Genomic DNA, 24912 nt, shown 5'->3' on the forward strand with positions numbered 1-24912 from the left:
GGTCGAAGACGGTCAGAGCCACCCGCGCCGCGCCGCCTGATAGGCGAGCGCGGTGCGGGTGTCGACGCCGGCGAGGGACATCAGCCGGTCGAGCCGCCGCTGGACGGTGCGCCGGCTGACGCCCAGCTGGCTCGCGATCGACTTGTCGGGGAGGCCGGCGACCACGAGCGACAGCAGCAGGCGCTCGGCGTCGCCGATGCCGTCTCGCGGCACATCCGCGTCCGGCTCGTCGAGCAGCCCCGACACCGGCAGTGGACTCGCCCGCTCCCAGTGCCCCTCGAACAGGTCGATGAGCGCGTCGAGAAGCTGGCCGCCGCCGATGATCGCGGCGCTGGGCTGCCCGAGCTCCCGCTCCCGGTCGTGGGTCAGCGGGCAGATGGCGATGCGCCGGTCGACGATCGCGAGCCGCACTGGCAGCGCCGGGGCGACGCGGGCCTCCTCACCCCACGAGATGCCTTCGCGCACGCTGTCGAGCTCGCCCGGTCCTTCCAGCAGGGCACGCTCGTAGATCGCGCGGTAGCGGACGCCGCGGGCGAGCGCGTCGCGCTCCTCGGTGTTGTCGGTGCCCTGCATCGCGAGCGGGTTGGCGCGGCAGAACCAGAGGATCTCCTCGCGGGCGCCCTGCTGCAAGTCGCGCAGCCGCTCGCGCAGCGCGCCGGCGCCGATCACGACCTCGACCACGTGGTCGGCGTCACGACGCCGGGCAACGGCGCGGAACTCCTCATTGAGCGCCGCGACGAGCTGGCGGTCCCCCTCCAGCGACTCCTGGCGCCGCAGCAGCGCAGTGCCCAGCGCGACGTCGGGCGGCTGCGGGCGGAAGACGGGGTCCTTGCCCTGCCGCACGACGAGCCCCTTGGCCTCCAGCCGCAGCAGCACGTCGCCGGCGACCCCCGGGGCGAGCCCCGCGACCTCGGCCAGCTGCTCGACCCGCGCACCGGCGAGCCCGACGAGCATCCGGTACGCGTTCTCCTCGACGGGCTCCAGCAACGGGTCCTGCATCGGCTCCTCCGGGTTCGCGGATCTCTCTCAGGACAGCGGACGCTCCGGCCGCTCCCCCGCCACGCGGTGCGACGGCCGCTCGACAGCGGCGCGCAGCGCGGCGACGAGTGCGGGCCGCACGACGTCGGGCGTGAAACGGGCGGCGGCCGCGCGGGCTCGGAGCGACAGATGGGCGCGGCGATCGTGGTCGCGCAGCAGGCTGATCACGGCCTCGGCGAGCGCGTCGGCGTCGCCGGGCGGCACGAGCACCCCGGCGCCGTCGGCCGCCTCACGGGGCCCATATCGGGCGTCGGTCGAGACCACCGGCAGCCCGCGCGCGAGCGCCTCCGCGATGGAGAGCCCCTGCCCCTCGAAGGCGGTCGACGTCAGGAACACGGCCGAGCGGTCGAAGATCGCATCGCGGCCGGCCGTCGCACCGTGGAGCGTGACGGATGCCGCGAGCCCGAGCCCGTCGATCAGCCCCTGCAATTCCTCTCGCAGCGGTCCGTCGCCGTAGATGTCCAGCCGCGCCTGCGGGACCGCCTGCGCCACTCGCTGCCAGGCGCGGATGGCGAGGTCGACGCGCTTCTGCGGCGCGAGGCGGTTGAGCATGACGACGCGATGCGGGTCGCGTGACTCCACGCCGGGCGGCTCGGCGCCGAGCTCGATCGTGTTGGGCACGACGTGGAAGGTGCCGGGATCGCCGAACCGGGCCGCCACCTCGTCGCGCTGCGCGGCGGTAGGGAACAGCACGGCGTCGTAGCGGTCCACGGTCGACAGCCAGCGCTGCCACATCCCGGCGACGGGTGCGTCGGGATCGTCGTAGGGCTCGGGCAGGTGCGAGTTGTGCACCGTGTGCACGAGGCGCACCCGCGGGTCGTCCCAGTCGACGAGCGTCTCGCCGATCTGCCGCGACTCGAAGATCACGACGAGCAGCCGGCCGGGGTCACCCGCCTCGGCGCGCCGCTCGTCGGCGATGCGAGTGAGCCAGGCCGCGTACAGGCCGCGGAAGCCGCGGAGCACGCGATCCCCGTCCGGAGCGTGCACGATGATCGGCGCGTCGGACAGGTGCCATTCGGGGTCGTCGCGCAGAACCGGCAGCGACACGGCCCGACGGCCCGCGGCATCCACGATCTCGCGGTGCTCGACGCCCGCCCACGACCTCTCCGCCGGCTCGGCCGTCAACGGCTCGCCGGCCGCGAAGACCCACGCGGGGTCGCTCCTGAGGTCGTCGAAGAGGTTGCGGGCGCGGTCGACGCTGTCGAGGAGGCCCGCCTCGACGAACGCCCGGCGCTGCGCCTCGTGCACGTCGACCGGGGCCCCGTCGACGCTCAGCTGCAGCGGGTCGACAGCCCCCGCCGAGGCGAGCAGGCGCAGGCGGGTCGGCACCGCCACCGCGAACCCGCCGTCGAGTCCGAGAGCCACGCGGCTGCCCAGCAGCACGTAGTCGGCGTCGGGCAGCGAAGGTGCGGGGTCCGTCGTCACCCGTCCATCCTCACCCATCCGTGCACTGCCCCGGCCCGCCGAGGCGCCGGAAGACGACGGATGCCCCGGCATCGCCGAGGCACCCGTCACAAACTCACTCCCACTCGATGGTCCCCGGGGGCTTCGAGGTGACGTCGAGGACGACGCGGTTGACGTCGCGCACCTCGTTGGTGATGCGGTTCGAGATCTTCGAGAGCACGTCGTAGGGCAGGCGCGTCCAGTCGGCGGTCATCGCGTCTTCGCTCGAGACGGGACGCAGGACGATCGGGTGGCCGTAGGTGCGGCCGTCGCCCTGCACGCCCACCGAGCGCACGTCGGCCAGCAGCACGACCGGGCACTGCCAGATCTCGCCGTCGAGGCCGGCCTTCGTCAGCTCTTCACGCGCGATGGCGTCGGCATCGCGCAGAATCTCGAGACGGTCAGCGGTGACCTCACCCACGATCCGGATGCCGAGGCCGGGGCCCGGAAACGGCTGGCGGCCGACGATGACCTCCGGAAGTCCGAGCTCACGGCCGATCGCGCGCACCTCGTCCTTGAACAGTGTGCGCAGCGGCTCCACGAGCTCGAACTGCAGGTCTTCGGGAAGGCCGCCCACGTTGTGGTGCGACTTGATGTTCGCGGTGCCGGTGCCGCCGCCCGACTCGACGACGTCGGGGTAGAGCGTGCCCTGCACGAGGAAGCGGATGGGCTCGCCGTCGGCCTCGGCCTCCGCGACGAGCGCGGCCTCTGCCTGCTCGAAGGTGCGGATGAACTCGCGTCCGATGATCTTGCGCTTCTGCTCGGGATCGCTGACCCCGGCGAGCGCGTTCAGGAACTGCTCGCGGGCGTCGACGGTCACGAGGCGCACACCGGTCGAGGCGACGTAGTCCTGCTCGACCTGCTCGCGCTCGTCCTTGCGGAGGAGTCCGTGGTCGACGAAGATGCAGACGAGCTGGTCGCCGACGGCCTTGTGCACGAGGGCGGCGGCCACGGCGGAGTCGACGCCGCCCGACAGCCCGCAGATCACGCGGCCGGAGCCGACCTGCGCCTGGATCTTCGCGACCTGCTCGGCGATGACGTTGCCGCTGTTCCAGTCGGCGGGAAGACCCGCCGCCTTGTGCAGGAAGTTCTCGATGACCTTCTGGCCGTGGTCGGAGTGCTTGACCTCGGGGTGCCACTGCACGCCGTAGAAGCGGCGCTCGTCGCTGCCGAAGGCGGCGACCGGTGTGGCTCCGGTCGACGCGAGGACATCGAAGCCCTCGGGGGCGCGCGAGACCTGGTCGCCGTGGCTCATCCAGACGTTCTGCTCGGCCGGCTGACCACCCAGCAGCACGCCGCCGTCGCCCGTGACCGCGGCATCCGTCGCTCCGTACTCACGGAGCCCGGTGTTGGCCACCTCGCCGCCGAGCGCCTGCGCCATGACCTGGAAGCCGTAGCAGATGCCGAGCGTCGGCACGCCGAGGTCGAACACGCCGGCGTCGAGTGCCGGCGCACCCTCTTCGTAGACCGACGACGGACCGCCCGAGAGGATGATGCCGACCGGGTTCTTCGCCGCGATGTCGGCGGCGGACGCGGTGTGCGGCACAATCTCGCTGTACACGCCGGCCTCGCGGACGCGGCGCGCGATCAGCTGCGCATACTGGGCGCCGAAGTCGACGACGAGGACGGGACGCTGAGAGGTCTCGGTCTGCTGTGTCAACGCTTGTTCTCCGTCGGGATCGCGTGGGTGAGGGTCGAGTGCGCGGCCTGCGAGTGCAGCTCCGCCGCCTCGCGCTCGGCCAGGTAGGTCTTGACGTCGCGGCCGACGCGCGCCTCCATGAAGAACGACAGGAGGGGCACGATGCCGCCGGCGGCGAGCATGCCCAGGCGCAGGAGGTTCCAGCGCATGAGGCTCCACACGCGGAAGCACGAGATCAGGTAGACGACGTAGAACCAGCCGTGGGCGACGAGGATGCCGAGCGACAGGTTGAACCCGTCACCGGTCGACTCGAGGCCCGAGGCCGTCTCGACGACAGGGGCGAACCACAGGAACCCGCCGGAACCACCGAGGAACAGCTCGTAGCCGACGACGTACTTGATGATCATCTCGGCGACGAGCAGCAGCAGCATCGTGCCCGTGATGATCGAGCACACCTGGTAGAACTTCAGGGCTCCGCGGATCGCCGGAAAGGAAGCGAGCTTCGGGGCGCGGGGCATGAACCCCAGTCTACCCGCGGGGTTCTGCGGCCTCGTCCTCGAAGTCCTCGACCTCCTTCTCCCACGCGTCCTTCGCGAGGCGGTACCAGAGGTAGAAGGCGAAGCCGGCGAACACGGCCCATTCGACGGCGTAGAAGATGTTAAGCCAGTTGATGCCCGACCCGCCGGCGGGGGCCGGCGACGAGATCGCATCGAGCCCGGCGACCGCGTCGACGGAGGCGATGTACGGGCGGTACACGAAGAGGGCGTCGATCTCGTGCCACTGCCCGAGCAGCGCGGCCGGCGACATGCGGGTCAGCGTCTGCGGGTCCTCGCCGCGAGGCGGGAGCACCGGCCCTTCGTCCGAGATCAGGCGCCCCGTCACCTCGGCGGTCTCGGAGACGGATGCTGCGCCCTCGAGCTCGTCGACGGCCGCGCGCGCGTCCTCCTCGGTGGCGGCCCACCCGAGCGCCACGGCGACCGAGGCCGGGCCGACCGTCGCGCTCACGTCGGGGTCGATGCGCAGCTGCCCGGTCACCCAGTAGCCCTCGACGCCGTCGTTGTAGCGCGACTGGACGACGATGAAGTCCTCGGGGACCCATGTGCCGCGCGTCTCGACGCGCTGGCCGACCAGCGGCTCCGGGAGATACTCGCCGGGCAGGGCGACGTCGGCCAGAGGCTGCACCTCTTCGGTCGCACCCGGCGGGACCGGATTCGTCTGCACAGCACGGCCCAGCTGCCATTGCCCGAGCCACGCGAACACGCCCGCGACGACGAGGCACAGCAGCAGCATCCCGATCCATCGCGGGCGCAGCATCACCTCGCGCAGGGTCGGCGGGAAGGCCTCGGGCGCGAGGTCAGCCGCTCCCGTCGGGTCGGGGTCGGTCATGGCACCCGTCATCCCGCGGCGTACGGCGCGACGACGACCTCGACGCGCTGGAACTCCTTGAGGTCGGAGTATCCGGTCGTGGCCATCGACTTGCGCAGGGCACCGATGAGGTTCGCGGTGCCGTCGGCGACCGGGGCGGGGCCGTAGAGGATCTCCTCGAGCGAGGCCACCTGGTCGACCTTCACGCGGCGACCGCGCGGCAGCTTGGCGTGGTGCGCCTCGGGTCCCCAGTGGAAGCCCCGGCCCGGGGCATCCGTCGCGCGCGCGAGCGCCACGCCGAGCATGACGGCGTCGGCGCCCATCGCGATCGCCTTGACGATGTCGCCCGACGTGCCCACGCCGCCGTCCGCGATGACGTGCACGTAGCGGCCGCCCGACTCGTCCAGGTAGTCGCGGCGCGCGCCGGCGACGTCGGCGACTGCGGTCGCCATCGGGGCGTGCAGGCCCAGGGTCGCACGCGTGGTGGACGCGGCTCCCCCGCCGAAGCCGACGAGCACGCCGGCGGCTCCCGTCCGCATGAGGTGCAGGGCGGCGGTGTACGTCGAGGCGCCACCGACGATGACGGGGACGTCGAGGTCGTAGATGAACTTCTTGAGGTTCAGCGGCTGGTCGACGCTCGAGACGTGCTCGGCCGAAACCGTGGTGCCGCGGATCACGAAGAGGTCGACGCCGGCGGCGACGACCGTCTCGTAGAGCTCCTGGGTGCGCTGCGGGGTCAGGGACCCCGCGACCGTCACGCCGCCGGCGCGGATCTCGGCGAGGCGATCGCGCACCAGCTCGGGCTTGATCGGCTCGGCGTAGAGCTCCTGCATGCGGCGGGTCGCGGCGGCCTTCTCGAGGCCGGCGATCTCGGCGAGCAGCGGCTCGGGGTCGTCGTAGCGGGTCCACAGGCCCTCGAGGTCGAGGACGCCCAGGCCGCCGAGCTGGCCCAGCATGATCGCCGTGCGCGGGCTCACGACCGAGTCCATCGGGGCGCCCAGCACCGGGATGTCGAAGCTGAAGGCGTCGATCGTCCACGTGGTCGAGACGTCCTCGGGGTTGCGCGTGCGCCGCGACGGCACCACCGCGATGTCGTCGAACGTGTAGGCGCGACGCGCCCTCTTGGCCCGGCCGAGTTCGATGTCCATGCTCACCCGACCAGCCTACCCGGCGGGCCTCGCGGCGCCGGATTCCGCCCGGCCGGCCGACCGCCCCGGACTTCACGCGACATCCGTCCCCCGCCCGTCACCAGCCCGATGAGCTTCCTCCGCGCCGGCGCTCCTGGGGACAAGGACGCCGACCGGTGTCCTTATCCCCAGGAGTCGCCGAGCGCAGCTTCGCGAGTCCTGTGCGAACGGCAGCGGGGCATCACGCACCGTCGCGGCGGCGATCCCGTCAGCCTCAGCGGGTGCGGGCCACCCGTGCCTCGTCCCAGACCGGCTCGTTCGACTCGAACACGCGGCCGTCGGAGCCGAAGACCAGGAAACGATCGAAGGACTTCGCGAGCCAGCGGTCGTGCGTGACCGCGAGCACGGTGCCCTCGAACCGGGCGAGCGCGTCCTGCAGAGCCTCGGCCGAGACGAGGTCGAGGTTGTCGGTCGGCTCGTCGAGGAGCAACAGCGTCGCGCCGGACAGTTCGAGCAACAGGATCTGGAACCGCGCCTGCTGCCCACCCGACAGGCTGTCGAACGTCTGCTCGGCCTGGGCGACGAGTCCGTACCGGTCGAGCGCGCTGCTCGCGGCTTCGCGGGGCAGACCGGCTCGGGCGTCCTCGCCGCGATGGAGGATGTCGAGCAGCGTCTTGCCGTCGAACTCCGGGTGGCGGTGGGTCTGCGCGAACCATCCCGGCACGACGCGCGCGCCGAGGATCCCGCGACCGGTGTGCGCCACGGGGTCGAGCCCCGCGCCGGTCGTGGTCAGGTGCCCGAGCCTCCCATCGGGGTCGGTGCCGCCGCGGGCGAGCAGCCGAAGGAAGTGCGACTTGCCCGAGCCGTTCGATCCGAGCACCGCGACCCGGTCGCCGAACCACACCTCGAGGTCGAACGGCTTCATGAGCCCCGTGAGCTCGAGCTGCTCGGCGACGACCGCCCGCCGGCCGGTGCGCGCGCCGCGCAGGCGCACATCGAGGTCCTGCTCCCTCGGGCGCTCCTGCGGTGGACCCGCCTCCTCGAACTTGCGCAGCCGCGTCTGAGCGGCGCGGTACCGAGAGGTGAAGGTGTCGTTGGCCGTGGCCTTGACCTTGAGGGTCGCCACGAGCTCCTTGAGCTTGACGTGCTGCTCGTCCCAGCGGCGGCGCAGCTCGTCGAGGCGCAGCATCCGGTCCTCCCGTGCCCGGTGATAGGTGCCGAAGCCGCCGCCGTGCACCCACGCGGTGCTCCCCGCACCGCCCGCCTCGAGGGTCACGATGCGGTCGGCCGCACGGGCCAGCAGCTCGCGGTCGTGCGACACCAGCAGCACCGTCTTCTGCGTCTCGCGCAGGCGCTCCTCGAGCCACCGCTTGCCGGGAACGTCGAGGTAGTTGTCGGGCTCGTCGAGCAGCAGCACATGGTCGGGGCCGCGCAGCAGCGCCTCGAGCGCGAGCCGCTTCTGCTCGCCGCCCGACAGCGTGGTGAGCTCGCGGAACCGTGCACGCGAGAACGGGATGCCGAGGGCCGTCGTCGTGCACGTGTCCCAGACGGTCTCGTACTCGTAGCCACCGGCTTCGGCGTAGTCGGCAAGCGCTCCGGCGTAGCGCATCTGCGTCTCGAGGTCGTCGAGCTCGATGATCGCCGCCTCGGCGTCCTCGAGCTCGCGCGCGGCGCGACGCACGCGGTCAGGCGCGACGGCGATGAGGAGGTCGTGGACGGTCTGCCCGACCTCGCCGTGGCCGACGAACTGGTCCATGACGCCGAGGCCGCCGTCGATGGACACGACACCGGAGAGCGCCGGGGTCTCCCCGCGGATGATCCGCAGCAGCGTTGTCTTGCCCGCGCCGTTCTGGCCGATGAGCGCCGTCGTCGACCCCTCGCCCACGCGGAACGAGACCTCGTCGAGCAGCGGCCGGCCGTCCGGCAGCGCATACGAGACGGCGGCGATGTCGATGTACCCCACGGTGTTCCCTGTCTGCTCCGGTGCGGCATCCGTCGCCGTTCAGGGAGCCGACCAGACTACCCCACCCCGCTCCGCTCCGCTCAACGACCGGAGGACGGAGCTCAGGCGGCCGGCGCGGCGTACCTGCCCGAGCGGATCGCGCGCTCGCGCGCCTTGGCGGCCTCGATCTCGCGGTTCTTGGGCGGCGTCACCGCGACGAGGTCGTCGAGCAGGTGCTGCGTGATGTGCGCGATCTCGTGCACGGCGTGGTCGAAGGCCTCCTGATTCGCCTTCGAGGGCTTGGTCGTGCCCGCGATCTTGCGCACGTACTGGAGCGCAGCGGCGTGGACCTCGGCGGACGAGGCTGCGGGCTCGAAGTTGTGGAGTGTGTGGATGTTCCGGCACATGCCCCCGACCCTACGCCGCGCCCCCGACGCGGGGCAGGGGGCAGTATCCGTCCCGGCGACCTACCAGCGGTCGGTGCCGCGCGGGAGGACCTCGAGCACGTGGGGCAGCTCGGTCGGGAAGCAGGAGCGGAAGAGCTCGGTGATCTGCGGATCGGAGCCGTAGTCGTCGACGATGCGCAGGCCGATCATCGTCGAGATGAGCATGCCCTCGGCCATGAACGTGCGCGACTCGTCGGCGTCGAGCCCCATCTCGTCGCGGAAGAACCGCCAGACCTTCGCGAAGCCCTGGCGCGCGGCCGCGCCGATCACGGGATGACTCCCGAGCAGGTAGGCGTGCGCGAGCGTCTGGTGGAGGCCGCGCACCGCGATGAGGTCGACGTAGGCCTGCCCGATGCGCTTGGCCGCCGCCTTCTCCGGTGTGATGTCGGGGTCGTGCGGGGAGTCGTCGGCGAGCGCCGCCCGGAAGCCGGCGAGCATGCGCGTCAGGGCGTCTTCGATCGCCGCGAGGAAGAGGTTCTCCTTCGAGCCGAAGAGCCGCACGACGTACGGCTGGCTGACGCCGGCGGCGCGGGCCACCTCATCGGTCGTCGCGCCCTCGTAGCCGCGGGCGCCGAACACGGCGAGCGCGGCCGCCAGGATCTGACGGCGCCGCTCCTGGGACGACAGGCGCTTGCCCGGGTCGGCCGGCGCCTCGTCCACGGAGGCGCCGCTGCCTGCCACTGCCGGAGATGTCATGCCGAAAGGTTATCAGCGAATGACTTGACTTTGTAATCAGTCGATTACTACATTGTGGTAATCATTCGATTACAACCGGAGCCTCCCATGACCGAATCACCCCTCACCAGGGCCCCCCGTCGCGCGCGGCCGTTCGCGCTCGTGGTGGCCGCGGCATCCCTCCCGATGTTCATGGCCACGCTCGACAACCTCGTCATGACGAACGCGCTCCCGGTGCTGCACCGCGAGATGGGCGCGAGCGTCGAAGAGCTGCAGTGGTTCGTCAACGCGTACACGCTGGCGTTCGCCGGCGCGATCCTCATCGCCTCGGCGCTCGGCGACCGGTTCGGCCGCCGCACGCTCTTCGCGATCGGCATCGCCGTGTTCGGCGTGGGCTCGGTGCTCGCCGCGCTCAGCACCGACCCCGGTCAGCTCATCGCCGCGCGCGCCGTGCAGGGTCTGGGCGCCGCGGGTGTGATGCCCCTCTCCCTCGCACTGCTGAGCGGGGCGGTGCCACCGGCCAGGCGCGCCCTCGCGATCGGCATCTGGGGCGGCGTCTCGGGGCTCGGCGTCGCGGTCGGCCCGCTCGTCGGCGGAGCGATCATGGAGGGCTGGAACTGGCAGGCGATCTTCTGGATCAACGTGCCCGTCGCGATCATCGCCATCCCCCTCGCGCTCGTCGTGCTGAACAACGACTTCGGCGCGCGCGCCCGCATCGACGTTCCGGGTGCACTGCTCGCCGCGGCCGGTGTGCTCGCCCTCGTCCACGCGATCGTGCGCGGCAACGACGACGGCTGGGACTCGATCGGGGTCATCGCCGAGATCGTGCTCGGCACGCTGCTCATCGCCGCGTTCCTCTGGTGGCAGACCCGCACGCAGGCGCCCCTCCTGCCGCTGCGCCTCTTCCGCGACCGCTCGTTCTCGATCACCAACATCGTCGGATTCGCGTTCAGCTTCGGCACGTTCGGCGCGGTGTTCATCCTGATCCAGTACCTGCAGGTCGTGCAGGGATCCACGCCCCTCGAAGCCGCCGTGCAGACCACCCCCTGGACGCTCGCGCCCATGATCGTCGCCCCGATCGCCGGCATCCTGGCTCCCCGCGTCGGGACGCGCATCCTGCTCGTCCTCGGCCTCGCCCTGCAGGGCATCGCGCTCACGTGGATCGCCGCCGTCATGTCGACCGACCTCGACTACCCGACGCTGATCGCGCCGTTCATCATGGCCGGCGTCGGCATGGCGCTCGTGTTCGCGCCGTCGGCGACGGCGCTGCTCGCGACCCTCGGACTCATCGACCACGCCAAGGCATCCGGCGTGAACTCCACCGTCCGTGAGCTGGGCGTCGCCCTCGGCACCGCCGTGATGACCGCCATCTTCGTGAGCGCCGGTGGCGAGCTCCTGCCCGGCATGTACGTCGACGCCGCCCGCCCCGCGGTCTTCACCGGTGCGGCCGTCCTGTTCGCCGCAACGATCGTGGCGCTGTGGCTCCCCTCCGGCAAGGGGACGGATGCCACCTCCCTGACTTCGTCCGAGGCCGAGACACGGGCCGCCCAGCCCGAAGCCGTCCCCGTGCCCTGACCCCGGCCTCGGCCCGGATCAGTCGCCCTTGCCTCGCAGGACGCGGGTCAGCAGACCGTCGAGGAAGAAGAGCAGGAACGCCGCCGAGCCGACCCACGGCGCCAGCACCACCACCGCGGCCGAGATGAGGAGGGCGCTCAGCGAGCTGCGGCCGTAGGCCACGGCATCCGCCCTGCTCATGTCGGGCATCAGCGCTTCGCGCTGCCGCACCGCCCACCCCCATTGCAGCCAGCTGAACAGGATGGCGAGGAAGAACGTCACCGGCATCGCGAGCCGGCCCGCGAGCCACTCGGAGTACTCGGTCGTCAGGTTCGTCGCGAACGGCACGAGCACGATGAACAGCAGCCGTGCGTTGTTCAGCCACACCGTCGTCGAATCCACGCGCGCGAGGTGCTCGAACTGCTGGACGTGCACCATCCACATCAGGCACAGCAGCACGAAGCTCAGCCCGAAATTGAGGAACAGCTCGTACATGCCGCCGAGGGCGGCCCACATGTCGGCGTCGGAGTCGACCTTGCCAGGCGAGTACTGGGTGAGGTCGAGCACGAGCAGCGTCGCCGCGATCGCGAAGACCCCGTCGGTGAACGCCTCGAGACGTGTGGTGCGCTGCGTAGCCAGAGCGTGCCGCCGCTGCCTGATCATGGCGCCAGGGTAGCGACACCACCCGCTGGGGCGCCCGTCACACTCCGTGACCTCCCCTCGGCAGCGGTGCGCGGTGCGATTGGATGGAGGCGGAGACGGATGCCGCGCCCCTCGGCATCCGAGACCTTGGAGGCCCCCGTGACCGAGCATGTTCCGTACGTCGTCGTCGGCGGGGGTGCCATGGGGCTCGCGACGACGTGGCAGCTCGCGCGTCGCGGCCACCGCGTGGTCGCGCTCGAGCGGTTCGAACGCGGCCACACCCGCGGCGCCTCGCACGGCGCCACCCGCAACTTCAACAACGCCTACGGCGCCGCCCACTACCTCGATCTGCTCACGCTGGCGCGCGCCGAATGGGACGAGCTCTCGCGCGCGACCGGCGAACCGCTGCTGCGCCTGCACGGGCTCGTGACCCACGGCGACGACGCCGTCGTCGCGGATGTGCACGGCGCGCTCATCGCCCGCGGCGAGCGCGCCGAGGTGCTCGCCGCGCACGAGGCGGCACGGCGCTGGAGCGGAATGCGATTCACCGGCGACGTGCTGTTCACGCCCGACGCCGGGGTGGTGCGCGCGTCCGCCGCCCTCGAGGCGCTCGAGCGCGGCGCCCGCGGTCACGGCGCCGACGTCCGCTTCGGGCACCGCGTGGTCTCCCTCGACGAGCGGAGGGATGGTGTCGCACTCACGGTCGACGCCGGCGGCGAGCGTCACGACATCGTGGCCGAGACCGTGGTGGTGACCTCCGGAGCCTGGACCCGCGGCATCCTTCCCCCGTCCTTCCCCCTCCCCCGGCTGACCGTGACCGAGGAGAGCCCCGCCCACTTCGCCCCGATCACGCCGGATGCGCTGTGGCCGTCGTTCAACCACCTCCTGCCGGCCGAGCGGTACCCCGCGAACGTCTACGGCATGCCGACGCCGGGCGAGGGCGTCAAGGTGGGCTTCCACCTCGTGGGGCCGGTGGTCGACCCCGATGCCCGCACGTTCCGTCCGGTTCCCGCCCTCGCCGCGCAGCTGCGCGACTACGTGGCTGAGTGGTTCCCGGGTCTCGACGCCGGGTCGGCCGAGCCCATCAGCTGCACCTACACGTCCACGGACTCGCAGGACTTCCTCCTCGACCGGCGCGGCCGCATCGTCGTCGGCGCCGGCTTCTCCGGCCACGGCTTCAAGTTCACGCCGGCCGTCGGCTCTGTCCTCGCCGCCCTCGCGACCGACGACGGCTTCCGGGCCGCCGCCCCTTTCCGCCTCCCCTGAGCCGGTCCGGCGGAAACGACGGATGCCTCGACCCTGCGCAGTGCGCGGGGCCGAGGCATCCGTCTCCGGAGCGGGTTACTTCTTGTAGTTGGGGGCCTCGACGACGATCTGGACGTCGTGCGGGTGCGACTCCTTGAGGCCGGCCGCGGTGATGCGGACGAACTTGCCCTTGGCCTTGAGTTCGTCGATGGTGCGGGCGCCGACGTAGAACATCGACTGACGCAGCCCGCCGACGAGCTGGTACGCGACGGCCGAGACCGGACCGCGGTAGGCGACCTGACCCTCGATGCCCTCGGGGATGAGCTTGTCGTCGGTGGGGACGTCGGCCTGGAAGTAGCGGTCCTTCGAGTACGACGTCTTCTTGCCGCGAGTCTGCATCGCACCGAGCGAGCCCATGCCGCGGTACTGCTTGAACTGCTTGCCGCCCTGGAAGACGATCTCGCCCGGCGACTCGTCGGTGCCGGCGAGGAGCGATCCGAGCATGACGGTGTCGGCACCGGCGACGAGCGCCTTGGCGATGTCGCCCGAGTACTGCAGTCCGCCGTCGGCGATCACCGGGATGCCGGCTTCGCGCGCGGCAAGGTAGGCCTCGTAGACGGCCGTGACCTGCGGCACGCCGACGCCGGCGACGACGCGGGTGGTGCAGATCGAGCCCGGGCCGACGCCGACCTTGACGGCGTCCACGCCCGCGTCGATGAGGGCCTGTGCGCCCTCCCGCGTGGCGACGTTGCCGCCGATGACGTCGATGTGGTCGAAGCTCGTGTCGGCCTTGATCCGGCGGACGATGTCGATGACACCCTGCGACTGGCCGTTGGCGGTGTCGACCACGATGACGTCGACGCCGGCGTCGCGGAGGGCCTCGGCGCGCTGCCAGGCGTCGCCGAAGAAGCCGATGGCGGCACCGACGCGGAGGCGGCCCTGCTCGTCCTTGGTGGCGAGGGGGTACTTCTCGCTCTTGTCGAAGTCCTTGATGGTGATGAGGCCCGCGAGCTTGCCGTGCTCGTCGATGAGCGGGAGCTTCTCGACGCGGTGCTGCGCGAAGAGGGCGATGACCTCGCCGGCGCTGATGCCCACGCGACCGGTGACCAGCCCGTCGGTCGTCATGACGTCGCGCACCTTGGTGGTCTGACGCTCGAAGCCCGAGACGAAGCGCATGTCTCGGTTCGTGACGATGCCCACGAGGTGGTTCTCATCGTCGACGACCGGAAGGCCCGAGATGCGGTACTGCGCGCAGAGCGAGTCGACCTCTTCGATCGTGGTGTCGGGGGTGGTCGTGATCGGGTCGGTGATCATGCCCGACTCACTCCGCTTGACGCGGTCGACCATCGAGGCCTGGTCCTCGATCGCGAGGTTGCGGTGGATGATCCCGAGGCCGCCTTCGCGGGCGATCGCGATCGCCATGCGCGACTCCGTCACCGTGTCCATCGCGCTCGAGATGAGCGGGGTCGCGACGGTGATGCGTCGCGTCACCCGGGACGAGGTGTCGGCTTCGCTGGGGATCACGTCGGTGTGGCCGGGCAGCAGCAGCACATCGTCGTAGGTCAGTCCGACGAAGCCGAAGGGGTCGTTGTGCTCCATGGGGGTCTCCTCGCGCGGGCGCGCGCGTGCTCGGGGGTGGACGGCGGCGGCCGGTGCGCTCGTGACGCTCCGTACTCGATTCTAAGGCGGCGAACCTGGAAATGATTCCCGAATACAGCCACCTGAGACGCGGTCCCACCCTCGTTGCGATCGGGTCACGTATCCACAGGGTGCGATAGGCGAAACACCCGCGACACATTACGCTCGTACCGTCGTTCATCACAGCCGATGCGACCCGGACATCGGTGCGCTCGTCGGCGGCGAACTGGAGGTTCTGTGGGTCCTGCGACTGTGACCACGAGACATGTGTCTGGAAGGCGGGCGATCGCCGCTGTCTTCGGACTGCTGCTCGTCCTGTTGGGGCTGTTCGCCACCGCGACGCCCGCACTGGCCGACGAAGACGATCCCTATCGGATCAGCGGCAACGTCCAACTCGACGGTGAGCCGCTCGAAGGCGTCGTCCTGACCGTCGACGGCCCCGGCGGGGAACAAGAGGTCGAGACCGACGAGAACGGCCAATGGCACGTGAACGTCCCCGAGCGCGGCGAGACCTACGTCGTCACGCTCGACGAGGAGACGCTTCCCGAAGGCATCGCCGTGGTCGATGCCGAGGACGACACCCCGAACGTCAAAGAGGTCGAGGTAGGCCAGGGCGGCCGCGTCAGCGTCAACTTCTTCATCGGCGAGGGCGAGCGCAACGTCACGAGCTTCTTCGACCAGCTCGTCCAGCGCGTCATCCAGGGCATCAGCTTCGGACTCATGCTGGCCCTCGCTGCGATCGGCCTCTCACTGGTGTTCGGCACGACCGGCATCTCCAACTTCGCGCACGGCGAGATGGTGACCTTCGGCGCCATCGCCGCCTATCTGCTCGTGGGACCGGCGACCGTGGCGCTCCCGTGGTGGCTCGGCTACCCGATCGCCGTGGTCCTCAGCGCACTCTTCGGCCTCTTCCTCGACGTGATCCTCTGGCGACCGCTGCGCCGGCGCCGAGTCGGCGTCGTGCAGCTCATGATCGTGAGCATCGGCCTCTCGCTCGCACTGCGCTACACGTTCCAGCTCTTCATCGGCGGCGGGACGCTGCAGCTTCCGGGTTCGTCCGAGGCGAAGATCCCGTTGTTCGGCGCGGTGCAGATGAGCGTCATCGACCTGGTCTCGCTGGCCATCTCGATCGTGGTCATCGTGGCGTTCGCGCTGTGGCTCACCCGCTCGCGGACGGGCAAGGCCACCCGCGCCATCTCCGACAACGCGCCGCTGGCCGCCGCATCCGGCATCGACGTGGACCATGTCGTGCGCGTCGTGTGGATCGTCGCGGGCGGCCTCGCCGGCCTCGCCGGCATCCTGTACGCGTACTACCGCCCCGGCATCAAGTGGGACATGGGCGCGCAGATCCTGCTGCTCATGTTCGCCGCGGTCGTCCTCGGCGGTCTCGGCACCGCGTACGGCGCGCTCATCGGCGCGCTGATCGTCGGAATCCTGGTGGAGGTGTCGAGCCTGTGGATCCCGGCCGACCTCAAGTACGCCAGCGCACTGTTCATCCTCATCGTCATCCTGCTGTTCCGACCACAGGGCATCTTGGGCAGACGAGAGCGGATTGGTTAAGGCACGCGCATGAACTGGTTGCAGATTCTCTCCAACACCCTTTCCTCGATCCTCAGCCCCGCAACGATCGGCTACGCACTGGCCGCCCTCGGCCTCGCCGTGCACTTCGGCTACGCGGGTCTGATCAACATGGGCATCGCCGGCTTCATGGCCGTGGGCGCATACGGCTACGCGATCTCGATCCTCTCGTTCGGCCTTCCCTGGTGGGCCGGGGCCCTCATCGGTCTGGCCGCGGCGGCGATCTTCGCGCTGATCCTGGGCATCCCGACTCTGCGCCTTCGGGGCGACTACCTCGCCATCGTGACGATCGCAGCCGCGGAAGTGCTCCGGCTGATGTTCCTCACGACAGCGTTCGACAGCGTCACAGGCTCAGCCGACGGACTCAGCGGTTACCACGAGAGCTTCCGGGCGTCGAATCCGATCCCGCCCGGGGAGTACGGTTTCGGCCCCTGGGTCTACAACGAGACCGGGTGGTGGGTGCGCATCACGGGCATCATCACCGTCGCGATCGCGGTGCTCGTCGTGTGGATGCTCATGCGCAGCCCGTGGGGGCGCACACTGAAGGGCATCCGCGAGGACGAAGACGCCGTCCGTTCGCTCGGCAAGAACGTCTTCTCCTACAAGATGCAGGCGCTCGTGCTCGGCGGTGTCCTGGCGGCCGCGGGCGGCATCGTGTACGCGCTGCCCTCAGCCGTCAGCCCCGGCGTCTACGTGACGTCGCTGACGTTCTTCGTCTGGACGGCGCTCCTCCTCGGCGGTGCCGCAACGGTGTTCGGCCCGATCCTCGGTTCGCTGATCTTCTGGGCGCTGCAGACGTTCCTGTCCAACGTTCTGCCGGCGATGGCCGAAGCCGGCTTGCTGTTCGGCCTCTCGCAGATCCAGGCAGGCACGCTCCGGTTCATCCTCGTGGGCGTCGCGCTCATGCTGCTGGTGATCTTCATGCCGCAGGGCCTCCTGGGCAACAAGAAGGAGCTGACCTTTGTCAAGTGAAACCGCCCCGGTGACCGGGGGCGCGCCGGTCGCCCGCCCGAAGACCACCGGCCTCCATGTCGGCGACGCCGCCCCCGGCGTCGCGAAGGTCGACCCGATCATCATCGCCGACGACGTGCGCCGCTCGTTCGGCGGCGTCAACGCGGTGGACGTCGACCACCTCGAGGTCCCGCGTGGCGCCATCACGGCCCTCATCGGGCCGAACGGCGCCGGCAAGACGACACTGTTCAACCTGCTCACCGGGTTCGATCGACCCGACCATGGGACGTGGACCTTCGACGGCACATCGCTCTCGGGCGTGCCCGCCTACAAGGTCGCGCGCATGGGGCTGGTCCGCACCTTCCAGCTCACCAAGGCCCTCGGCCTGCTCACGGTGATGGAGAACATGAAGCTCGGCGCGAAGAACCAGCGCGGCGAGAAGTTCTGGGGCAGCCTGATCCCCGCGCTGTGGCGATCGCAGGATGCGGAGTTCGAAGACCGCGCGATGGTGCTGCTCGAGAAGTTCAAACTCGATGCCAAGGCCGACGACTTCGCCGCCAGCCTGTCGGGGGGCCAGCGCAAGCTGCTCGAGATGGCGCGCTCGCTCATGACCGAGCCGACGCTCGTCATGCTCGACGAGCCGATGGCAGGCGTCAACCCTGCCCTCACGCAGTCGCTGCTCGACCACATCCTCGACCTCAAGGACCTCGGCATGACCGTCCTGTTCGTCGAGCACGACATGCACATGGTGCGCCACATCGCCGACTGGGTCGTCGTCATGGCTGAAGGCAAGATCGTCGCCGAGGGCGACCCCGATACGGTCATGAAGAATCCCGCGGTGATCGACGCGTACCTCGGCGCCCATCAGGAACTCGACCTGGGCGTCGTGACGGGCCGCATCGATGTCGTCCAGGCCGACCCGACGACGGATGCCGATGCCTCGGCCGCAGCGGACGCCGCAGCGCTCGTCGACGAGGGCGTGGCCGAAGAAGAGGAAGAGGAGGACGGCAGATGACCGCTCCCACCGCGACGGGCACTCCCGTCGTCGTCATCGACGATGTCCACGCCGGCTATCTGCCCGGGGTGAACATCCTCAACGGCTGCAGCCTCGTCGCCCACCAGGGCGAGCTGATCGGCATCATCGGTCCCAACGGCGCCGGCAAGTCGACGCTGCTGAAAGCGATCTTCGGGCAGGTGCACGTCCGCAGCGGCACGATCACGCTCGAAGGCGACGACATCACCGGCTTGCGCGCCAACAAGCTCGTGGCGCGTGGTGTCGGGTTCATCCCGCAGACCAACAACGTGTTCCCGAGCCTCACCATCGAGGAGAACCTGCAGATGGGGCTCTACCAGCGCCCCAGTGCCTACAAGGAGCGTCTCGAGTTCGTGACGGGGATCTTCTCCGAGATCGGCAAGCGCCTCAAGCAGCGTGCCGGATCGCTCTCGGGCGGCGAGCGCCAGATGGTCGCGATGAGCCGCGCTCTGATGATGGACCCGAAGGTGCTGCTGCTCGACGAGCCGTCGGCGGGCCTGTCCCCCGTCCGGCAGGACGAGGCCTTCATCCGCGTCTCGGAGATCAACCGCGCCGGCGTGACGTGCATCATGGTCGAGCAGAACGCCCGCCGCTGCCTGCAGATCTGCGACCGCGGCTACGTGCTCGATCAGGGCCGCGACGCCTACACGGGATCCGGCCGCGAGCTGCTGAACGACCCGAAGGTCACGGAGCTCTACCTGGGAACGCTCGGCAAGTAGCTGTCACAGCGCCTCAGCAGGAGGGGACCGGATGCCGCGGCATCCGGTCCCCTCCTTCTTCCCTGTGCGAACGCCGACCACGTGCCCTGCGAGTGACGGGAAGCCGAGCGGGCCCCCGAACCAGAAGAGGAACGGCCCCGGGTCCGAGGACCCGGGGCCGTTCACATCTGGGGACGATCAGCCCTCGTACGGGACGTACTTGTTGTCGTCGCCGAACTGGTAGATGCCGATCGACGCCTCGGTCGGGTCGCCGACCTCGTCGAACGTGATCGGGCCGGAGATGCCGTCGTAGTCGGCGACACCGCCACCCACGATGATGGCCGCGCACTCGGCGTACGTGGTGCACTTCTCACCCTCGCCGGAGCCGCCCGAGACCTCGACGAGCTTCTCGGCGATCGCGGTTCCGTCGGTCGACTTCGCCGCCAGGGAGGCCAGCGCGATCAGGATCGTGGCGTCGTAGGACTCCGCAGCGTAGGTGAACTCGGTGAGCGGCGCGTTGCCCTCGCCCTCGTTGAACTCCTGCAGCGCGTCGGTGAAGTCCGTGATCGCGTCGAGCGACAGGCCCGGGAACGTTCCCTTCGCTCCCGTCAGCGAGCCCGCCGGGAACTGGTCACCGAAGTTGGCGAGGTTGCCGTCGACGAAGTACAGGTCCTCCGCGGGGTACTGACCGAACAGGCTGGGCAGGATCGTCTTGACCTCTTCGAACGTGATCAGGGCGATCGCGTCGGGGTCGGCCGCGAGGACCTCCGAGATCTGCGCGTCGAAGCTCGTGTCACCCGTGTTGTAGGTGGGAGCCGCGACGACCTCGCCGCCGGCGGCCTCGAACGCCTCGGTGACGTACTTCGCCAGACCGGTTCCGTACGAGTCGTTCAGCACGATCATGCCGAGCGTCTGGTGGCCGTCCTCGGCGATGAGGTTGCCGAGCACCTCGCCCTGGAGGACGTCCGACGGAGCGGTGCGGAAGTACAGTCCGTTGTCGTCGTACGTCGTGAACGCGTCGGACGTGTTCGCCGGCGAGAACTGGATGACCCCGGCACCGGTGACCTGGTCGATGAACTGCAGCGACGTTCCCGACGACGCCGCACCGAGGATGGCGGAGACGTCCTCGCCGAGCAGGCGCGGGATCTCGGTCTCGTAGGCCTTGTTGTCGGTGTCACCGGAGTCGCCGTAGACGACGTCGAGGTTGAGTCCGGTGTCGGCGCTCGCCTCGTTGATCTGCGAGACCGCGTACGCGACGCCGGCCTCCTCGGGCGGGCCGAGGAACGCGAGGTTGCCCGTCTGGGGAAGTGCCGTGCCGATCTTGAGGCTCAGCTCCTCGACGGGACCTGCGCTCTCGCTGGCCTCGCCACCGGTGCCGCCACCGCCGCCGGAACAACCGGCGAGGACGAGGGCGCTGGCGCCGATGAGCGCGATGCCACCGAGGACGGTGGTCGTGCGCGAGCGGGTGAAGACGCTCATGTTGCTCCTTGCTGTGCGATTACAACGGGAACGGCTCGGGCGCCGACCCAGTGCACTAAACCTAATCGCCGTCAAGCGTCGCCAATGTTGCCTTTCGTTAACGATCTGTAACAGCTTGAAAACCGTGATCGGACCGTAATTCCAGACGCTCGCCGGGTTCCTCCGCTGTGGATAACTCGTCGGCCTGTTCGCGCGCACCGCCGGAACCGATTCCGAGGCCGGCGCCGGCCTCCCATACCCCTTGTGGGTATACACTGGAGCGACTGGGTACCCCTGAGGGGTATCCTCACGACCCAGAGGAGAAATCATGGCTGAGGCCGAGTACACGGTGACGGGAATGAGCTGCGGGCACTGCGAGGCGTCCGTGCGCGGCGAGGTGTCGAAGCTCGAGGGCGTCAAGGACGTCCAGGTGAGCGCGGCCGCCGGCACGCTGAAGATCGTCTCCGCCGCCGAGCTCGCCGACGACGCCGTCATCGCGGCCGTCGACGAGGCCGGGTACAGCGCGGTCCGCGCATGAGCGAGACCTCGACCCCCGCCGCCCGGTTCGAACTCGAGATCGGCGGGATGACGTGCGCGTCGTGCGCCGCGCGGATCGAGAAGCGGCTGAACCGGATGGACGGGGTCGAGGCATCCGTCAACTACGCCACCGAGAAGGCGACCGTCACGGCTCCCGCGGGACTCGACCCGCAGGCGCTCATCCAGGAGGTCGAGAAGACCGGGTACACGGCTGCTCTCCCCGCACCGCCGGCGACAGAGCCCACGGCTGAGGAGCCCGCCGACCCTGAGCTCACGAGCCTCAGGCAGCGACTGATCGGGTCGATCGTGCTGTCGGTCCCGGTGATCGTCCTGGCGATGATCCCGGCCCTGCAGTTCACCTACTGGCAGTGGGCGTCGCTGGCGCTCGCGGCGCCGGTGGTGGTGTGGGGCGCGTGGCCGTTCCACCGGGCCGCCTGGATCAACCTGCGCCACGGCGCGGCCACGATGGACACGCTGATCTCGCTCGGCGTCTCTGCAGCGTTCCTGTGGTCGCTGTACGCGCTGTTCTTCGGCCACGCGGGCATGCCGGGCATGACGCACACGTTCGAGTGGTCCGTCACACCCGAGAGCGGCGCAGGCGACATCTACCTCGAGGTCGCCGCCGGCGTCACGACGTTCGTGCTCGCGGGCCGGTACTTCGAGCAGCGGTCGAAGCGCCGCGCGGGTGCCGCACTGCGGGCCCTGCTCGAGATCGGCGCGAAGGACGTCGCCGTGCTCCGCGCTTCCGGCGACGGCGTCGCCGAGGTGCGCGTGCCGGTCACCGACCTCCGCGTCGGCGAGGAGTTCGTCGTGCGACCCGGCGAGAAGATCGCCACCGACGGCGTCGTGACCTCCGGCACCTCCGCCGTCGACGCCTCGATGGTGACGGGCGAATCTGTCCCCGTCGAGGTCTCCCCCGGCGATGCGGTCGTCGGCGCCACCGTCAACGCGGGCGGCCGGCTGGTCGTGCGCGCGACGCGCGTCGGCGACGACACGCAGCTCGCGCAGATGGCGCGGCTCGTCGAAGACGCCCAGTCGGGCAAGGCCAAGGTGCAGCGCCTGGCCGACCGCATCTCGGGCGTGTTCGTCCCGATCGTGCTGCTCATCTCGCTCGGCACGCTCGTGGCCTGGCTCCTCACCGGCGCCCCGGCTTCCATGGCCTTCACCGCGGCCGTCGCGGTGCTCATCATCGCGTGCCCGTGCGCGCTCGGGCTCGCGACCCCCACCGCCCTGCTCGTCGGCACCGGCCGCGGTGCGCAGCTCGGCATCCTCATCAAAGGCCCCGAGGTGCTCGAGTCCACGCGCACGGTCGACACTGTCGTGCTCGACAAGACCGGCACCGTCACGAGCGGACGCATGTCGCTCATCGACGTCATGATCACCGGATCCGCCGACCCGCACACGAACCAGGCGTCCGCGGCTCGCGCCGAGCTGCTGCGTCTCGCGGGCGCCCTGGAGCACGCCTCCGAGCACCCGATCGCGCAGGCGATCGCCCGCGCTGCGACCGCCGAGTCCGGAGAGCTGCCGCCGGTCGAGTCGTTCCAGAACGTGCCGGGCAAGGGCGTCTCGGGCGTCGTCGAGGGGCACGCGGTGCTCGTCGGCCGCGAGGCCCTGCTCACCGACTGGGCGCTGACCCTCCCCGACGACCTGGCTGTCGCCAAGGCCGCGGCCGAGGCGCTGGGACGCACACCGGTCCTCGCCGCCTGGGACGGCGCGGTGCAGGGCCTCCTCGTCGTCGCCGACCAGGTCAAGCCCACGAGCCGCGAGGCGGTGCGGCAGCTCAAGGCCCTCGGTCTCGCGCCCGTGCTCCTCACCGGCGACAACGCCGCCGCGGCACAGGCCATCGCCGACGAGGTCGGCATCGAGCGCGTGATCGCCGAGGTGCTTCCGCAGGACAAGGTCGCCGTCGTGACCGAGCTCCAGAGCGATGGCCGCGTCGTCGCGATGGTCGGCGACGGCGTGAACGACGCCGCCGCCCTCGCGCAGGCCGACCTCGGTCTGGCGATGGGAACCGGGACGGATGCTGCGATCGAGGCATCCGACATCACCCTGGTCCGCGGGGATCTGCGCAGCGCGGCCGACGCGATCCGTCTCTCGCGCGCGACCCTCCGCACGATCAAGGTCAATCTGTTCTGGGCCTTCGCGTACAACGTTGCCGCGATCCCGTTGGCGGCGCTGGGCCTGTTGAACCCTATGATCGCCGGAGCGGCGATGGCCTTCTCGAGCGTCTTCGTCGTGGGCAACAGCCTGCGCCTGCGTCGCTTCCGCAGCCTCTCGACCGCTCACCGTTGAAGGAGCCCGACATGACCGACACCGCCCTCGAGCACACGCACTCCGACTCCGGCGAGCACTCCCACCACGGCTACATCACCGACAAGGACAAGTACCTCAATCGCCTCAAGCGCATCGAGGGGCAGGCCCGCGGCATCCACAAGATGGTCGAGGACGAGAAGTACTGCATCGACATCCTCACGCAGATCAGCGCGCTGACCTCCGCACTGGAGGCCGTCGCCGTGGGTCTGCTGGACGACCACCTGCGCCACTGCGTGGTGGATGCTGCGCGCCTGGGCGGCGCCGAGGCCGACGCCAAGATCACCGAGGCCACGCAGGCCATCGCCCGCCTGGTGCGCTGAGCGCTACGCCGCGACGCGGCTGCGGCGGGCGTGGATGAGCGAATCGACCGTGAGCACGGTGAGCGCGACCCACACGAGCCCGAAGCCGATCCAGCGCTCGAGGGGCATCGGCTCACCCAGTACGAGCCAGCCCACGAGGAACTGCAGGACCGGCGCGACGAACTGCAGCAGCCCGATGGTCGTGAGCGAGACGCGGCGCGCGCCCGCGGCGAACAGCAGCAGCGGCACCGCGGTGATGACGCCGGTCAGGCTGAGGAGCACCGTGTGCTGCCAGCCGTCCGCGCCCATCGTGAGCCCCTCGGTCGCGCCGACGATCACGAGCACGACCACCGCGATCGGCGTGAGCCACAGCGTCTCGAGGGTCAGCCCGCTCACGGCGTCGACCGACGGGCCGACCTTCTTCTTCACGAGGCCGTAGACGCCGAAGGATGCCGCGAGCGTGAGCGCGATCCACGGGAAGGCGCCGTAGCCGATCACGATCACTGCGACCGCCGCCGCGGCGATGCCGATGGCGACCCACTGCGTCGGCCGCAGTCGCTCGCGCAGCACGAGCACGGCGAGCAGGACCGTCGCGATCGGGTTGATGAAGTAGCCCAGGCTGGTCTCGATCACGTGACCGTTCAAGGCCCCGTAGATGAACACCTGCCAGTTGACATAGATCAAGAGGCCCGCGATCACGGTGAGGCCGAGCACGCGCGGCTGCCGGAAGATCGCTGCGAGCCGCGGCCACGTGCGGGTCACCGTGAGCAGCAGCGCGCAGAAGACCAGCGACAGCAGGATGCGCCACGCCACGATCTCCCACGGCCCGGTGGGCGCCAGGAGCAGGAAGTACAGCGGCAGGAAGCCCCACAGCAGGTACGCGGAGAACGTGAAGACCCCGCCGAGCCGGCGCTCCCTCGCCGCGGCCGCATCGGACACGGCCCTGCGGGTCCCGGTGGTGACGCCCAGGTCGAGCGCCGTCGAGTCGTCGAGCCCGTCCACCACGTCGCGATCGGGAAGGGCGGACTGCTCGTGACTCACCGGGTCAGCCTACGCCCGCACCGCCGGGGCGCGGCCCGCAGCCGAAGGGACGCAGCATCCGTTCTCCGTCGTCCATGGTGTCATTCCTGCCACCGTCGGACGACCCGCTCCTCCCCTCCCCTCGCCTCGCCTCGCTGCTCCGCAGTCGCTTCTGGTGCGTTGCGGGCCACCGGCTCCCACCCTTTGTGACTGCGGAGCACATCGTGTCGTGCACGCAGACGACGAAAGGGCCGGATGCCGAAGCATCCGA

At 70.3% G+C, this 24912-nt stretch carries 22 protein-coding genes; 9 read left to right on the forward strand and 13 right to left on the reverse strand.

Features of this window, described 5'->3' with window-relative positions; translation table 11 throughout:
• Nucleotides 1–12: 12 nt before the first annotated feature.
• From ASF40_RS16905 to ASF40_RS16945, 9 genes are all read right to left on the reverse strand, one after another.
• Entirely contained in the window at nucleotides 13–999 is a 987-nt protein-coding gene (locus ASF40_RS16905; protein WP_056371110.1) for a helix-turn-helix domain-containing protein, read from the reverse strand.
• Between the two features lie 27 nt (nucleotides 1000–1026).
• Complete coding sequence (locus tag ASF40_RS16910) at nucleotides 1027–2463, reverse strand: glycosyltransferase (RefSeq protein ID WP_056371112.1); 1437 nt, start codon at nucleotides 2461–2463, stop codon at nucleotides 1027–1029.
• A gap of 94 nt (nucleotides 2464–2557) precedes the next feature.
• Nucleotides 2558–4141 carry a glutamine-hydrolyzing GMP synthase gene (guaA, locus tag ASF40_RS16915; RefSeq protein WP_056371114.1) on the reverse strand — a complete coding sequence of 528 codons (1584 nt, stop codon included), beginning with the start codon at nucleotides 4139–4141 and terminating at the stop codon, nucleotides 2558–2560.
• On the reverse strand, nucleotides 4138–4638 hold the full coding sequence (locus ASF40_RS16920) for a DUF3817 domain-containing protein (RefSeq protein ID WP_056371116.1): 501 nt from the start codon (nucleotides 4636–4638) through the stop codon (nucleotides 4138–4140). The genes guaA and ASF40_RS16920 overlap by 4 nt, the downstream gene beginning before the upstream one ends.
• A 10-nt stretch (nucleotides 4639–4648) precedes the next feature.
• Entirely contained in the window at nucleotides 4649–5434 is a 786-nt protein-coding gene (locus ASF40_RS16925) for an SURF1 family protein (RefSeq protein WP_082497179.1), read from the reverse strand.
• Between the two features lie 80 nt (nucleotides 5435–5514).
• Nucleotides 5515–6633, reverse strand: a complete 1119-nt coding sequence (locus tag ASF40_RS16930; protein WP_056371118.1) for a GuaB3 family IMP dehydrogenase-related protein — start codon at nucleotides 6631–6633, stop codon at nucleotides 5515–5517.
• Between the two features lie 253 nt (nucleotides 6634–6886).
• The gene (locus ASF40_RS16935; protein ID WP_056371120.1) at nucleotides 6887–8575 is read right to left on the reverse strand and encodes an ABC-F family ATP-binding cassette domain-containing protein; all 1689 of its coding nucleotides are present in this window, start codon (nucleotides 8573–8575) and stop codon (nucleotides 6887–6889) included.
• 101 nt (nucleotides 8576–8676) lie between these two features.
• On the reverse strand, nucleotides 8677–8961 hold the full coding sequence (locus ASF40_RS16940) for a DUF2277 domain-containing protein (RefSeq protein ID WP_056371121.1): 285 nt from the start codon (nucleotides 8959–8961) through the stop codon (nucleotides 8677–8679).
• Between the two features lie 60 nt (nucleotides 8962–9021).
• Nucleotides 9022–9696: a TetR/AcrR family transcriptional regulator gene (locus ASF40_RS16945; protein ID WP_082497128.1), complete on the reverse strand. Its 675-nt coding sequence runs from the start codon at nucleotides 9694–9696 to the stop codon at nucleotides 9022–9024.
• Between the two features lie 87 nt (nucleotides 9697–9783).
• Here ASF40_RS16945 and ASF40_RS16950 point away from each other — a divergent pair, with 87 nt between their 5' ends.
• A complete protein-coding gene (locus tag ASF40_RS16950) occupies nucleotides 9784–11250 on the forward strand; it encodes an MFS transporter (protein ID WP_056371125.1) in 1467 nt (488 codons plus the stop codon).
• Between the two features lie 18 nt (nucleotides 11251–11268).
• On the opposite strand, the gene ASF40_RS16955 is transcribed toward ASF40_RS16950, so the two are convergent.
• Nucleotides 11269–11892, reverse strand: a complete 624-nt coding sequence (locus ASF40_RS16955) for a TMEM175 family protein (protein ID WP_056371127.1) — start codon at nucleotides 11890–11892, stop codon at nucleotides 11269–11271.
• A 138-nt stretch (nucleotides 11893–12030) separates the two neighbouring features.
• Here ASF40_RS16955 and ASF40_RS16960 point away from each other — a divergent pair, with 138 nt between their 5' ends.
• Complete coding sequence (locus ASF40_RS16960) at nucleotides 12031–13137, forward strand: FAD-dependent oxidoreductase (RefSeq protein WP_056371129.1); 1107 nt, start codon at nucleotides 12031–12033, stop codon at nucleotides 13135–13137.
• Nucleotides 13138–13212: 75 nt separating this feature from the next.
• Here ASF40_RS16960 and guaB read toward each other — a convergent pair whose 3' ends face one another.
• The gene (gene guaB, locus ASF40_RS16965) at nucleotides 13213–14715 is read right to left on the reverse strand and encodes an IMP dehydrogenase (protein WP_056371131.1); all 1503 of its coding nucleotides are present in this window, start codon (nucleotides 14713–14715) and stop codon (nucleotides 13213–13215) included.
• 306 nt (nucleotides 14716–15021) lie between these two features.
• On the opposite strand from guaB, the gene ASF40_RS16970 reads away from it, so the two are divergent.
• Genes ASF40_RS16970 through ASF40_RS16985 form a run of 4 tightly spaced genes read left to right on the forward strand, consistent with a single transcriptional unit; the run spans nucleotide 15022 to nucleotide 19035 of the window.
• A complete protein-coding gene (locus tag ASF40_RS16970) occupies nucleotides 15022–16314 on the forward strand; it encodes a branched-chain amino acid ABC transporter permease (protein WP_056371133.1) in 1293 nt (430 codons plus the stop codon).
• Between the two features lie 9 nt (nucleotides 16315–16323).
• Complete coding sequence (locus tag ASF40_RS16975) at nucleotides 16324–17304, forward strand: branched-chain amino acid ABC transporter permease (RefSeq protein WP_056371135.1); 981 nt, start codon at nucleotides 16324–16326, stop codon at nucleotides 17302–17304.
• Complete coding sequence (locus tag ASF40_RS16980; protein ID WP_056371137.1) at nucleotides 17294–18298, forward strand: ABC transporter ATP-binding protein; 1005 nt, start codon at nucleotides 17294–17296, stop codon at nucleotides 18296–18298. Before ASF40_RS16975 ends, ASF40_RS16980 begins: the two co-directional genes overlap by 11 nt.
• Nucleotides 18295–19035 carry an ABC transporter ATP-binding protein gene (locus tag ASF40_RS16985; RefSeq protein WP_056371140.1) on the forward strand — a complete coding sequence of 247 codons (741 nt, stop codon included), beginning with the start codon at nucleotides 18295–18297 and terminating at the stop codon, nucleotides 19033–19035. Before ASF40_RS16980 ends, ASF40_RS16985 begins: the two co-directional genes overlap by 4 nt.
• A 177-nt stretch (nucleotides 19036–19212) precedes the next feature.
• Here the strand turns inward: ASF40_RS16985 and ASF40_RS16990 are convergent, their stop codons facing one another.
• Nucleotides 19213–20493 (reverse strand): ABC transporter substrate-binding protein, encoded by a 1281-nt coding sequence (locus ASF40_RS16990; protein ID WP_056371142.1) that lies wholly within the window; start codon nucleotides 20491–20493, stop codon nucleotides 19213–19215.
• Nucleotides 20494–20800: 307 nt separating this feature from the next.
• Here ASF40_RS16990 and ASF40_RS16995 point away from each other — a divergent pair, with 307 nt between their 5' ends.
• The 3 genes from ASF40_RS16995 to ASF40_RS17005 are packed head-to-tail and all read left to right on the forward strand — an operon-like array spanning nucleotide 20801 to nucleotide 23642.
• Nucleotides 20801–21010, forward strand: coding sequence for a heavy-metal-associated domain-containing protein (locus ASF40_RS16995; RefSeq protein ID WP_056371143.1), 210 nt, complete (start codon nucleotides 20801–20803; stop codon nucleotides 21008–21010).
• Nucleotides 21007–23301 (forward strand): heavy metal translocating P-type ATPase, encoded by a 2295-nt coding sequence (locus ASF40_RS17000; protein WP_056371146.1) that lies wholly within the window; start codon nucleotides 21007–21009, stop codon nucleotides 23299–23301. The genes ASF40_RS16995 and ASF40_RS17000 overlap by 4 nt, the downstream gene beginning before the upstream one ends.
• An 11-nt stretch (nucleotides 23302–23312) precedes the next feature.
• On the forward strand, nucleotides 23313–23642 hold the full coding sequence (locus ASF40_RS17005; protein ID WP_056371148.1) for a metal-sensitive transcriptional regulator: 330 nt from the start codon (nucleotides 23313–23315) through the stop codon (nucleotides 23640–23642).
• A 3-nt stretch (nucleotides 23643–23645) separates the two neighbouring features.
• Here ASF40_RS17005 and rarD read toward each other — a convergent pair whose 3' ends face one another.
• Complete coding sequence (gene rarD, locus ASF40_RS17010; protein WP_056371611.1) at nucleotides 23646–24560, reverse strand: EamA family transporter RarD; 915 nt, start codon at nucleotides 24558–24560, stop codon at nucleotides 23646–23648.
• Between the last annotated feature and the right edge of the window lie 352 nt (nucleotides 24561–24912).

It is taken from the genome of Microbacterium sp. Leaf288 (assembly GCF_001422925.1).
Taxonomy (GTDB): domain Bacteria; phylum Actinomycetota; class Actinomycetes; order Actinomycetales; family Microbacteriaceae; genus Microbacterium.